The organism is Chitinophaga sp. CF118, assembly GCF_900112615.1.
GTDB lineage: Bacteria > Bacteroidota > Bacteroidia > Chitinophagales > Chitinophagaceae > Chitinophaga.
Genome location: NZ_FOMK01000001.1, coordinates 1,956,407 through 1,969,683, shown reverse-complemented (window position 1 = coordinate 1,969,683; position 13,277 = coordinate 1,956,407). Strand labels below are relative to the sequence as shown.

The window sequence follows — 13,277 nt, the reverse complement described above, 5'->3', positions numbered from 1 at the left end:
AATGCCTGGAGAACCTGCGCATTACATGCTCAATCCTCCAGGCAAAATTTTAATAAATGTATTATTAGCTACCCGCTTTTTGCAAAGTCTGTAACACTTCCGGCGTTACTCCTCCAAAGAGGGATACCCCGGCAGCACCATTCTGTATTGACAATCTTACTCCTTTTTCCAGATCAGCCATATTGCCATTGAAATCAGAAAGATACAGACCGGCATACAAAGGGAAACGGCCATCCAATCCTCTTACTCCTTCAGCCACAGCATCTCCTATCCAGGAAACATCTTCTCTGTAAAAACCATGGTAAATCATTGGACAAACAGCGTTGAGCGGCCAATTAGTCCAATCCTGCCGTACAATACGTTTAGCTATTTCCGGTGTTGGAAATACAGCTGCAGATATTGGCTTCTTATGTTGTTTTGCTACTGCTGCAAGGTTAGTAACGACATTGGTGATGCGGTCATACCTGAATTTTCTCCAGGAAGGACTTTGATCCGGATGTTCGATTTCCAGTGGATCTTTTCCCTTGAGGGCTTTGTACTTTTCCCTGCAGGTATCACAATAGCAGAAATCATACTCAGGTAATTCCTTTGATTGATCGATGTTGTAGTTGCTCCACAGATTCACAGGTAGTATTACATCGCAATATCTTACATAGTCCAGATGAAGCCCGTCTACGTAATCTTTTGAAAGTACCGCTTCTGCCTGTTCTTTCAGATAGTTGATTACCTCTGGCTTGCTTGGACATAACCAGCGGTAATAATTTACATATGGAGGATGCGTGGCACATGATTCTCCTTTGCGGTTTTTGGCATACCATTCGGGATGACTTGCCAGTAATTCCTTTTCGCCACGGTTCATTGTCCAGATCCAGCGATGTGCTTTCAGACCACTATCTTTTGCTGCTTTAAAATGTTTCTCACTGTCTGCTTCGAAAAAGATATCACCAATGCCTGCTTTTTTATAAGAGGTATATAGTTTCAACAGATCCTGAACAGTATCTTTTTCGTTTGGATTGATCCATACGCGATGCCTGACAGTGCCAGTTGGTCCGGATACTGATTTTGCTTTCAATGCCAATGTAGGTATTGTTGGCTGCATGATGGCCAGACCTCCCAATCCTACTGATTTCAGGAAATTACGTTTATTCATGTTAATGCTTTTGAGATATTTTTCCTTCCTGGTTGATAGAGCAGCTTTCATTCCCGTTTTCAGCGCGTATGGTAGCTGTAAACTGATTGGAAATACTTTCCAGTTGCAATGAATATGTTAACCCGTTTTCTTTAACAGTTTCGTCGGGTAAGCCTAAGGCTGCAAGTGTAGATGCATAGCGGCCATGCTCACGTATATATTCATGTTGCTTATAATAAATCTGCCAAAGGTACTCTTTGGCCTGTTCCATAGCAGGTAGTGGTAATGCAATATCCGGACTGCCGGCGGGTTGTTTTACAAAAAAGAGATACCCCCATTTTTCAGGTGCATGCATATTGATAATACCCTGTGGAGACCATACCCAGTTATGTTCAGGTAATGGTTTGCCCGTAGCTTTATTACGACGTTTAACATATTGACCGTTCACGATATCCGCATCCCATTCTACACGGGAGAAGTTAATACGCCAGGATGAGCTGTCTTTTGGGCCTGCTGTTCTTTGATTGTAGAAACCAAATGCGCTGAAAGGAATGGCCATTTCTACCGTCCACTTTTTGTCTTTATCACCTGGTTTGTTGAGTGTACCATCAATATGTACTGCAGTAAGCATACCTTTTGTGTCCCAGTTCATGAGGGCATCACCGCCTATGCGGTAAGGCCTGGGCATAAAGAGATCCATTATTGTATTATGTGGATTGATTTCTATTTCGAAGTATTCATGGGTGTCTCCATCAGGATCTACAAATATTTCAAAGTCATTATCCTGGAAGATGATGGTATCATGCTGATGCAGGGTCGCCCATATATTTTCATCCTCTAATTCAGCGAAAATGTAGAGATACCGACTATCCCATAGCATTTTCAACCGTGTGCGCATGGGCGGTTCTGGTTGTTTATCACCTTCAATATCGGTAAAATCATCACTCCAGGCCGTTTGTTGCCAGGCCTTTTCATCCGGTTTCCCATCCAGCTTAATGGGAGTAAGCGTTTGATAACAGTGATATTGCCTGGGCGCTATGTAAGCAGGCTTGAGCTGAGCATTAGCCTGGGATAGACATACTACTCCCAATGCAGTAAGCACATGACGAATAAGTTGAGACATGGTATAAATATAAAAAAGCTAACCCAAAGAGTTATATTTTTTCAATGAATGGTTGAAAGTATTGATGAACTACGAATTTTAATTATTGATGAGTTTTATGCATTCATCAGTGCTGCAATTTCCGCTACCTGGTAATCGGGGCAACCGCCATGATAGGTAGCGATAAGTGCCCCCATTGCACAGGCAAAAGCCAGTGCGTCTTCCGGAAGGCGATTGTTGATTGTGCTATATAAGAAACCGGCAAGGAAAGCATCTCCACTACCAATGGTATCTGCTACTTTTATTGCGTATCCGGGGTGCTGATAAAAACTATCCTGTTGCAATAGTACAGCTCCTTTATCCCCCAGGGTGGTAATGATTGTTGGAATAACGAAGAAGTTACTGAGGGCCTTCAGCCTCTCTTCCAGGTTTTTCGGCAACTGATACCATTCTCCCAAAAGTTCCAGTTCTGCTTCATTAATCTTTAATATGTTGCAATGTTGTAACAGGAGACCTACTATTTTTTTGTCATAATGAGGAGGGCGTAAATTAATGTCCAATACAAAGGTGCGGTCGCTGTCCATTAAGGTTAGTAAAGTCAGTAATGTTTTCCGTGTATCATTATTCCTGGCAGCAAGGCTGCCAAATACAAGATATCCATTATCTGATTGCTGCATCAGCTCCTGTTGTCCTGGTGCAACTTTTATATAGTCCCATGCCACCGGCTGTACGATATCATATTTCATTTCATTATTACCTGCAGCATGGGCGTACACTTTACCGGTTTCGTGTTGTTCATCTGTCTGTATATAATCTGTGTTAAGTTCGTAATGTTTCAGGATATCCAGCAGTTTTCTGCCATGATCATCATTTCCAAGACTGGATATTAATGTAGTTGTTATTGATAACCGGTGAAGATGATAAGCAACGTTCATAGGTGCACCACCAGGTAATGTTTTATCTGGTAATATATCCCAGAGTAATTCTCCAAAGCAGACTACTTTATATGTTTTCATACGCAAAATATAGAATGCTAATTTAGCCTAAATAGAAGAGATTCAAACCTGATACAATAGAACCTACATGAACGGGGTTCACAAATGAGTATGAAAGTCTTTAAATCGTAGAGGCTATCCTGAAATTTGCCGGAATAACGGGGTTCACAAACGGGTATGAAAGTCCTTAAATTCAGACAAAAATCATATTAGGCGGGCTTTCAAATCAAGCTATAATAATTTAGGAGAGTTCAGGGAGAGTGGTTATTTGCATTGGGGGTAGAACATACGTTGAACAGTGGTTGGACGGTATTAACCGATCTAACCCCGATCAACCTGTGTTCAAGGTGTGTTCTACCTACGTCCAAACCCAGAAGTCACTCCGAACTCTCCCCGAAGACACTAGTAACTTATATTAGTCCTGAATCGCTATTACACTTTGTGGCACAAAAAATCGACCCTAAAGCTTATTATAGAAAAGATGGTAAACGAAGAGGCTGGGAAGGAGATGAAAGCCATTACAACCAGTCAGAAAACCATTATATAAGCTACTTCACAAATTTACTGATTTACAACTATTTGAAATAGGCTTTGAGGAAAAAAACCGGGATGTTGGATAACATCCCGGGATATTATATTTCTAGTTTGTTACTTACTTGTCTTTAGAGAAGCCGGAAGACTGGAAAGCATTCCGGGTTAATGATTTCGGCAAAAAGTTTCCTTAAAATCGTTTGACATATGATCTGGAATCATTGATTCGAATTCGTCTGCACATTTAAAAGCATCTGAGCATATCAGGAATCATCTGATTTGATTTCGAACTCGTCTGCATATTTGAAAGCATCTGAGCATATCAGGAATCATCTGATTTGATTTCGAACTCGTCTGCATATTTGAAAGCATCTGAGCATATCAGGAATCATCTGATTAGATTCAAACTCGTCTGCACATTTAAAAGCATCTGAGCATATCAGGATTCATCTGATTTAATTCGAACTCGTCAGCATATTTAAAAACAGCTGAGTATATCTGGAATCACCTGATATGCTTCCAACTTCTACATTCTTAATCGCACCTGTATTCACCCCTTAATAATTAAATAATCCGCAACTCCAGTACCCACATCTCCAATCAATCAGCCCACATCATCAATCAATCTGATCGTTACATAAAAGGGCCTAAGCGCTGGAAAGCGCTCATGGCGTTAAAAGTCAACCTAAATGAAGAAGAAAAAAATCAGCACCGGACATTATGCAACGTCCTATGAACAAACAATGGATGATTCCTGTCATTTGTAAACACGAAATGGTCAGGACCGGAATTTCCGGAGCAAATTGGAATAAGTTTTGTGCTGATTTTATTCAGAAATGATTATCCATTGAAAAGGATGTGCTCATGTGATATTTGATCCTTTGATAATAGATTTTGCATGTGATTAACTGAAGACATAATGTTGTTTGTAAAATGGTTAACAAATAATCGTTTCATATGAAACAACCAGGTAAAGGGTGAACAACTATTTTGACAGATCAAAAATAAAATGAAAAGTTGAGATAGAATGATTCCAGTTTGTTCATTATGATTCTTCATTTATCTTTTTGTTCATTTTTCATTGTAATCGATTACCTGTCCAATTTATAACATGCGATTGTTTGGTAATATCACCTGAAAATATTATTTGAGATCGGTGATTTTCTCCATTTAGCTTATTTCTGTCCTTGCTCAAGCCAGCTCAAAATATTTTTATTTTAACAAAATGTTGGCTAACCTGCTGATAATCATTTAGTCCACTCGGTTGTCCTTCTTCCTAAAAGCCTTAAAATCAGCTTAAAAATGTATTTAATTCCAAATAATTTAAACGATCGTTTGATTAAATTAAATGTTTGTTTAACTTTGCACCCATAATACAATTGTTGTATATGGAATACAATCAAAAGCAAATATCAATCCTGGATGCGGCAGAAAAGCTGTTTGCCTCTCAGGGGTTCCATGGAACCTCTGTCAGGGATATTGCACATGAGGCGGATGTTAACATAGCAATGATATCTTACTATTTCGGATCTAAGGAAAAGTTGATTGAGGCTATTTTTATCAAACGGATCTATAGCTGGAAATTACAATTGGCAGATATCTTACACGATTCATCAAAGTCATTTATTGATCGTTTTGATCGTTTGGTTGATACATATGTTAACAGAGTGATGAACAATCCCTGTTTTCATTTGATCATGATGCGGGCGCAGATTCAGACAGATATTAATGTGAATGATCTCATCCATCAAAACAAGAAAGAAGTATATGATGTGATCAGAGGCTTCATTAATGAAGGACACAAAGCCGGGGTATTTAATGAGGTAGATACCATGATGATGGTGAGCACACTTATTGGTACAATCAATCATGTAATGTCGACCAAGCATCACTTTCAGCGTTTGGCTGGTTTGGAAGATCTCTCTGACGAGCAATTGCAACAACACTTAATTATACATATAAGCACCTATTTAAAAAAATTGTTTAAAGCCATTCTACTCCATGAAGCTTAATAGTACATACAGGCGTTTATGGTCCCTGACGGCAGGCGTATTACTGATATTATCATACTCAGGCAGCCGGGCACAGGACAAGAAAACCCTTTCTCTGAAAGAGGCCATAACGCTTAGTATTCAGAACAGCAAAGAATTAAAACTCAGTCAGGCGAAAATAGATGCAGCGCTTGCGTCTGTTAAAACAGCCAACAATCAGCAACTGCCGGATGTAAATGTATCAGCATCCTACTTAAGAATTAATGAGCCCAACGTGGATCTGAAACTGAAGTTGAATAGTGATAGCTCTGGCAGTGGAGGTTCTACTCCAAAGGTGAACCAGGTGGCCTATGCTATGGCCTCTGTATCGGTGCCCATTTTCTCAGGGTTCATTATTCAAAGTCAGAAAGCATCTGCCCATTATCTGGCAGAAGCAGCAAAACTTGACGCTGATAAAGATCGTGAAGCAATTATAAAGAACACTGTGGATGCATACAGCAACCTGTATAAATCACAACAGGCAGTTGCACTTGTTCAGGAAAATCTGAAACAGCAGCAGCAGCGGGTGGCCGACTTTTCTAACCTTGAAAAGAATGGTATCATGGCCCGTAATGATCTCTTAAAAGCACAGCTTCAGGAATCAAATGTAGAAGTATCACTTCTGGAAGCAGAAAGTAATTTGAAGCTGGCAAACATCAGTATGAATTTACTCCTGGGATTAGCAGACGGTACTCAGCTGGAAATCGATATGAATGCTTTTGATCAGCCTTTACCAGCTGGTAGCAAAGCCGTGGCGGAATGGGAACAACTGGCATTGCAGAACCGAAAAGATGCCGCAGCGCTCGATGCCCGTGAAAAAGCTGCAAACGCTGGTATCAGGGCCGCTAAAGGAGCTTACTATCCTTCAGTAGCTTTTACCGGTGGTTATGTAGCACTGACTATTCCAAATGTTGTAACAGTAACCAACGCTTTGAATGCTGGTATCGGTGTAAAATATTCTGCTTCTTCTCTCTGGAAGAACAGTGCAAAAGTAGCAGAAGCAAAAGTGCAGCTGCAGGAAGTAAAAGTGAACGAGCAGATGCTGGCAGATAATATTCATATCTCTGTTAACAAGGCTTATCAGGATTACCTGGTGAACCAGAAGAAGATAGATATGTATCAACGGGCAATAGATCAATCGGAAGAGAATTATAAGATCGTAAAGAACAAACAGGAAAATAACCTGGCTACTACCACCGATCTGCTGGAAGCTGATGTGGCCAATGTACAGGCTAAACTGAACCGTGCTTTTGCAAAAGCAGATGCAATGGTTGCTTATACAAAGCTGCTTGAAACAGCTGGTGTTCTGAATGAATCAGGCCCGGTTGAATCTGGTAAATAGAAACAAATTAATCAATAGTAACAGTCTAACAATCATATATACACTATATGGAAACGAAATCAACTACCGCTACACATAATTCGCAGGAAGCGCCTAAGAAAAAAAACTTCCGTTTCATCATCGTATTGGCTATCCTCGTTATAGGTGGTGGTACTTTTGGCATCTCCAAATACATTCACGCACAACACCATGAAGAAACTGATAATGCGCAGATTGAAGCTAATGTAAGCCCGGTTATTCCAAGGGTTACAGGCTATGTGAAAGAAGTACGTGTAAGAGATAACCAACGTGTGAAAAAAGGGGATACCCTGATCATCCTTGACGACAGAGATCTGCAGATAAAGCTGGAACAGGCAGAAGCCGCACTGGCTGCTGCTCAAGCAAATGTAGCGGTGGCAGTTGCCAATTCAAATTCAGCCCGTTCTAATATCTCTTCTTCAGAAGCAAATATTTCAACAGTAAGTGCACAGATAGAGGCGGCTAAAGTAAATGTATGGCGTGCAAATCAGGATTACGAACGTTATAACAACCTGATCAAAGATCATTCAATTACACAACAGCAATACGAGCAGGCATTGGCAACAAAACAAACTGCAGAACGCCAGCTGGATGTATTGACACAACAGAAGAACGTGGCTTCCCGTCAGACTTCTGCTGTAGCTACACAGAGCAATGCTACTGCAGAGCAGATCAATGCAGCCAAAGCTATTATCAAAGAACGTCAGGCTGAAATTGACAATGCTAAACTAGTACTGAGTTATGCAGTGATCACTGCTCCGGAAGATGGAGAAGTATCTAAAACATACGTACAGCCTGGTCAGTTAGTACAGGCTGGTCAGTCATTGTTCAGCGTAGTATTATCAAGCGATATATGGGTAGTTGCCAACTTCAAGGAAACTCAGCTGGATAAAATGAAATTAGGTCAGAAAGTAGGGGTGCATGTGGATGCATTCCCCGGTAAAGAACTGGAAGCAAAGATTACCTCTTTCTCTCCTGCTACCGGTGCCCGCTTCGCTTTACTGCCTCCTGATAACGCTTCCGGAAACTTCGTGAAAGTGGTACAGCGTCTGCCTGTGAAGATTGAATTTGTGAATCCCGATAAACAACCTGAAGTGAAACAGCTTCGTGCTGGTATGAATGTGGTGGTTGATGTTCACCTTGACTAAATTATAATCGGTTACGAATGATCAATTACGAATTACGGATTGGTACTACTCTCAGACTGGATTTATTCTTCGCACATCGTAATTCGTAATTGAACATTCGTTAATTGATTTTTACACACATAATTGAATAATGGGATGGAACTGCAACAAAATTCATTAGTAGAGTATGGTGCCCGTAGGGTGATCATTACAATTACTGCCATTTTTTGCGCATTGCTGGAGATAGTAGATACCACTATTGTAAACGTTGCATTAAATGATATGCGCGGTAACATGGGTGCTACTTTAAGTGAGATAGGATGGGTGATCACTGCTTACGCTATAGGTAACGTGATCATTGTGCCCATGACCAGCTGGTTGGCACAGCAATTCGGAAGACGCAATTATTTTGCGGTTTCTATTATCATCTTTACAGTATCTTCCTTTTTATGCGGTAACGCTTCCGCCATGTGGGAACTTGTGTTATTCCGCTTTATACAGGGACTTGGCGGTGGAGCACTGCTGGTAACATCTCAAACTATTATTACAGAAAGCTATCCTCCAGAAAAGCGTGGTATGGCACAGGCAATCTATGGTTTGGGTGTGATCATTGGTCCTACACTGGGACCTCCCTTAGGTGGTTATATCGTAGATAACTTCTCATGGCCTTACATCTTCTACATTAATATTCCTATTGGTGTAATTGCAACACTGCTCACATTACAGTTTGTGCGTAGTCCTAAATATGGAGAGAAAAAATCGGCAAGTGAAATTGACTGGTTGGGTATTATTTTCCTGGCTGTAAGCGTTGGCTCCCTGCAGTATGTACTGGAAAGAGGACAGGAAGATGACTGGTTTAATGATTCTACCATATTATTATTGGGGATCACTACCGTACTTGGTTTCTTCTTCTTTATCTGGAGAGAACTGGTATATAAAAATCCGATTGTAAATCTCAGAGTGCTGGGGAATGGTAATCTGAGAGTAGGTACATTATTGTCTTTCCTACTGGGTTTCGGCTTATATGGATCTACATTTATTATTCCGTTGTATACACAAAGTACATTGGGCTGGACAGCAACTCAGTCCGGTATGCTGATGATTCCTGCAGCGCTTACTACGGCATTTATGATGCCGATCATTGGTAAGCTCCTGGAGAAAGGAGTTCCGCAGCCGTATCTGATCGCATTCGGAATGTTATTGTTCTTCGTGTATAGCTTCTGGGGATATAAAATAATAACACCGGATACAGGTGCTGATGCATTCTTCTGGATGCTGATAATGCGTGGGATAGGTATGGGTATGTTGTTCATTCCTATTACAGCACTTTCGTTATCAACCCTGAAAGGGCAACAGATAGGAGAAGGTGCCGCCTTTACCGGTATGATGCGACAGTTGGGAGGTTCTTTTGGGGTGGCATTGATCACAACATTCATCGCACGACGTAATGAATCTCATCGATCTGATCTGGTAAGTAAACTGGATACGAATAATCCTGATGTAATAAACCGCATCAACGGAATGGCTCATAGTTTTGCCAGTAAAGGGATGGATTCGAAAGCGGCATTGGGAAGTGCTTACAAGGCAATGGACTTTAGCATTGGAAAGCAAGCAGTGGTAATGTCTTATATGGAAGTATTCCTGTATTTAGGGGTATTATTCCTTATCTGTATACCATTAATGCTGTTGGTTAAAACAAGCAAACAAAAAGGAAAACTTGATGCAAGTGCTATGCACTAAAAATATTAAAGATATGTTACTAACAGTGTAACAGTTGTAGGTTTAGGTAATGAGCCGGAATATTCCTATTCCGGCTTTTTCATGTTTAAAAAAGGGCACCCAATTATGCACATTTTTCCACATTTAAAGAAAATGTGGAAAAATATCTATAAAGAAACTCTCAAGGATACTACCTTTGCAGTATGTAATCCCATGGCATTCGGTTTGCCCCTAATCAGCATACGAGTAACCAGAAATCATAAGAACGGACAGAACAAATAAATAATTAAAACGAGGAGACTCCAAAAAATTACTCTTTATGAAGAGAATTGCACTTGCATTTGCAACAATAGGTACTTTATTCGCTATTCTGGCGCAATATGCTGTAACCAACGACTGGGCATGGTTCCGGTTATTTCATACACTTGGTTTTATAGGATATATTCTTATTATCAGCGCAGTTGCCTCTTTCTCACTGTTGTTCATTCATCAGTTATCAAGAGAAGAGAAAGAGAAAATAAGAAACAGAGGTATTGATGCTCAGGTGGATGCAAATTGAAGAGCACATTAATCCAACTCATTAAAATAAAAAGGTGGAGAATTTTATATTAAAATTTGAATATATGGATAAGGCACACATTCTTGAGGTGCACCCCCATATGCAACAATACAAAGCAACTTTTAAGGTAACAGTAGAAGAACATGAGATTACCTTTGAAGAAGATGAAGAGGGATATTTACGTGCGATTGGAGATATTCATCATTCCAATACGCATGGTACAGAACCGGGCCTGTTGGAAGAAATAGCCCGCAGAATAGTGGAAGCAGTTAATCAGTGATTACTGCTCCCCATTAGCTTCATTGATCAATGAACTTTCATCCCAGCCTTGTGCGGGAGAATTCCACCTGGTAATCTTATCGTTTGCCATCAGTTTTTCCAGTTCTTCGATACGCTCTTTCACGGTATTTATATACAATTTCTTATCGTTCCTGATAGCAGAAAGTCCCTTGAGTGCTTTCTCCTCCTGCTTACGGAAGGTGCCTGCTATACGATGTGCATGGTAAGCTCTCACCCCAAGCATGTTTAACGCATCTGCACCCATGCGAAGGGAAGTATCAAGTGTTTCCCTGTAGATGTGTAGTACGCCAAGATCCATGAGTTCATATGTATCCGGTATATTCTCTGCTTTTACCAGCATTTGCAAATGAGGGAAATGCTTGCGTACCACCTTTACTACTTCCAGCGTTTGCTCTACGGTGTCCATAGCCACAATGATGATCTTTGCATCCATTGCACCGGCAGCTTCGAGTAAATCCTGCCGGGAAGCATCTCCATAATAAACTTTTACACCGAGGTTCTGCAGCGTATCAACGCGGTCGGTATCGAGATCTAATATGGTAGCGCGGATACCATTCACGCGCAGGAACCGGCCTACAATATTACCAAAGCGGCCAAAGCCGGCAATGATTACAGGATGTTTTTCCTGTAAATGAATTTCATCCGGTTCTCGTGTATTCTTGTCTGTTACATTAAAACGTGGTTGTATCAATCGTTCATACAGCATCATAAGTAACGGTGTAATCGCCATACTTATGGCAACTACTGCCGTCAAAATACTGACTGTACCTTGTGGCAGTATATTATATTGGAACGTGAAGGATAACAATACAAATGCAAACTCTCCTACCTGTGACAAGCTCATTCCAAATAAAAGATTCTGTTCTATACTGATCCTGAATATTCTGCCCAGCACAAGTAAGATGATACTTTTCAAAGCCATCAATGCTATTACCAGTCCCAGAATGACCCAGGGCATAGACAGAATCAATTTAAAATCTATAGAGGCTCCCACAGCCATAAAGAATAAGCCCAGCAATAGCCCTTTAAAAGGCTCTACGTCACTTTCCAGTTCATGGCGATACTCACTATTGGCTAATACTACACCTCCCAGAAATGCACCTAATGCAGGGCTTAATCCTACCACTGACATCAGGACAGAAATAGAAACCACCAGCAATAAAGCAAAAGCTGTGAATAATTCCCGCACGCGGGCACGGGCAACAATTCGTAACAATGGTTTTATGAGATAACGGCCAGCTACTATGATTACCACTACTGCCCCCAGCACTACAAATGTTTGCATCCAGGCGGGAAGGTTATCGCGAAGAGAATGTCCGTTTGAGTGTGTTGTACTTGTCCCCGCCAGCAGAGGAAATATTGCCAGCATAGGGATCACTGCGATATCCTGGAATAGCAGTACTGAAAAGGCGCTTTGTCCGGCGGCAGATGATAATATACCTTTCTCTTTCAGACTTTGCAGTACAATGGCAGTGGATGAAAGTGAGAGAGTCATTCCTATTGCCAGTGATACATTCAATGGTTGACCAAGCAACAATGCACATCCTGTGATTACCGCGGTAGTGATTAGTACCTGTAATCCACCCAGCCCAAGAATCGGCGCACGCATGTTCCATAGTAAAGAAGGTTCCAGTTCAAGACCAATCAGGAACAACATCATGACTACGCCAAATTCTGCAAAGTGCATAATGTCCTGTCCTTCCTGTCCTATAAATCCCAGCAGGGAAGGTCCGATTACCATACCCGCCAGCAAATAGCCCAATACTGAGCCTAATCCTAATTTCCTGGCTATGGGTATAAAAACGACCGCTGCCGCCAGGTATATCATTGCTATAAAGAAGTAAGAATGTTCCATAGAAATTAATTATATCCTGGTTTGTTCATCTCTAAGTTGTTCCAGCATTTGCCTGTAGGCTACAGCCTGTTCCTGAATGAGTGATGGTGTAAGGCGGTGTGTACCGTAAATAGTAAATGGAGGAATGTATTGCATATTGCAAAGAATGGCTGTTTGTTCAAAAGGCAGTAAAAAGTCTGCTATTGTATGATGATGCCAGCCTTCTTTGCTGTAAGTAGTTTCCGGCCCTCCGGCAGTAATAACATTCCCCATCCGTTTACCACGCAATGCGGTTCCGGAGGAACCATATGCCCATCCATGTTCCAGTACGAGGTCCTGCCATTGTTTTACTATCGCAGGTGCACTGTACCAGTAAAAGGGATGTTGGAACAGAATAATATCATGTTGCAGAAGCAAAGACTGTTCGTGCCTGACATCTATATTGAGGTCAGGATATACTTCATAGAGATCGTGAAGAGTAACGCCCTGTAAGCCACGTAACGCCGCTAGTAGCTGCGATTGTACCCTTGATTTTTCAAGTGCCGGATGCGCGAATAATATTAGAATTTTAGACACAACAGATCTTTCGTG

General features: G+C 41.1%; 11 protein-coding genes. 6 read left to right on the top strand and 5 right to left on the bottom strand.

Annotated elements, in window-relative coordinates; all coding sequences use genetic code 11:
• Window positions 1-64: 64 nt before the first annotated feature.
• The 3 genes from BM176_RS07735 to BM176_RS07725 all read right to left on the bottom strand — a co-directional run bounded on the left by BM176_RS07735 (window position 65) and on the right by BM176_RS07725 (window position 3,247).
• On the bottom strand, window positions 65-1,150 hold the full coding sequence (locus BM176_RS07735; RefSeq protein ID WP_090101260.1) for a family 10 glycosylhydrolase: 1,086 nt from the start codon (window positions 1,148-1,150) through the stop codon (window positions 65-67).
• 1 nt (window position 1,151) lies between these two features.
• Window positions 1,152-2,252, bottom strand: coding sequence for a carbohydrate-binding family 9-like protein (locus BM176_RS07730; RefSeq protein WP_090101258.1), 1,101 nt, complete (start codon window positions 2,250-2,252; stop codon window positions 1,152-1,154).
• Window positions 2,253-2,347: 95 nt separating this feature from the next.
• Window positions 2,348-3,247: a carbohydrate kinase family protein gene (locus BM176_RS07725; protein WP_090101256.1), complete on the bottom strand. Its 900-nt coding sequence runs from the start codon at window positions 3,245-3,247 to the stop codon at window positions 2,348-2,350.
• A 1,898-nt stretch (window positions 3,248-5,145) separates the two neighbouring features.
• Between BM176_RS07725 and BM176_RS07720 the strand changes: the two genes are divergently transcribed.
• The 6 genes from BM176_RS07720 to BM176_RS07690 all read left to right on the top strand — a co-directional run bounded on the left by BM176_RS07720 (window position 5,146) and on the right by BM176_RS07690 (window position 10,832).
• Complete coding sequence (locus tag BM176_RS07720; protein ID WP_090101254.1) at window positions 5,146-5,769, top strand: TetR/AcrR family transcriptional regulator; 624 nt, start codon at window positions 5,146-5,148, stop codon at window positions 5,767-5,769.
• Window positions 5,759-7,129 (top strand): TolC family protein, encoded by a 1,371-nt coding sequence (locus BM176_RS07715; RefSeq protein ID WP_090101252.1) that lies wholly within the window; start codon window positions 5,759-5,761, stop codon window positions 7,127-7,129. Before BM176_RS07720 ends, BM176_RS07715 begins: the two co-directional genes overlap by 11 nt.
• 47 nt (window positions 7,130-7,176) lie before the next feature.
• A complete protein-coding gene (locus BM176_RS07710) occupies window positions 7,177-8,295 on the top strand; it encodes an HlyD family secretion protein (RefSeq protein WP_090101250.1) in 1,119 nt (372 codons plus the stop codon).
• Between the two features lie 135 nt (window positions 8,296-8,430).
• Window positions 8,431-10,014, top strand: coding sequence for a DHA2 family efflux MFS transporter permease subunit (locus BM176_RS07705; RefSeq protein WP_090101248.1), 1,584 nt, complete (start codon window positions 8,431-8,433; stop codon window positions 10,012-10,014).
• A gap of 298 nt (window positions 10,015-10,312) precedes the next feature.
• Window positions 10,313-10,552 (top strand): hypothetical protein, encoded by a 240-nt coding sequence (locus BM176_RS07695; protein WP_090101244.1) that lies wholly within the window; start codon window positions 10,313-10,315, stop codon window positions 10,550-10,552.
• Between the two features lie 64 nt (window positions 10,553-10,616).
• Window positions 10,617-10,832 (top strand): hypothetical protein, encoded by a 216-nt coding sequence (locus tag BM176_RS07690; RefSeq protein WP_090101242.1) that lies wholly within the window; start codon window positions 10,617-10,619, stop codon window positions 10,830-10,832.
• Here the strand turns inward: BM176_RS07690 and BM176_RS07685 are convergent, their stop codons facing one another.
• Entirely contained in the window at window positions 10,833-12,707 is a 1,875-nt protein-coding gene (locus tag BM176_RS07685) for a monovalent cation:proton antiporter-2 (CPA2) family protein (RefSeq protein WP_090101240.1), read from the bottom strand. It abuts the gene before it with no gap.
• A gap of 9 nt (window positions 12,708-12,716) precedes the next feature.
• Window positions 12,717-13,262: a glutathione-regulated potassium-efflux system oxidoreductase KefF gene (locus tag BM176_RS07680; protein WP_090101238.1), complete on the bottom strand. Its 546-nt coding sequence runs from the start codon at window positions 13,260-13,262 to the stop codon at window positions 12,717-12,719.
• Window positions 13,263-13,277 lie beyond the last annotated feature (15 nt).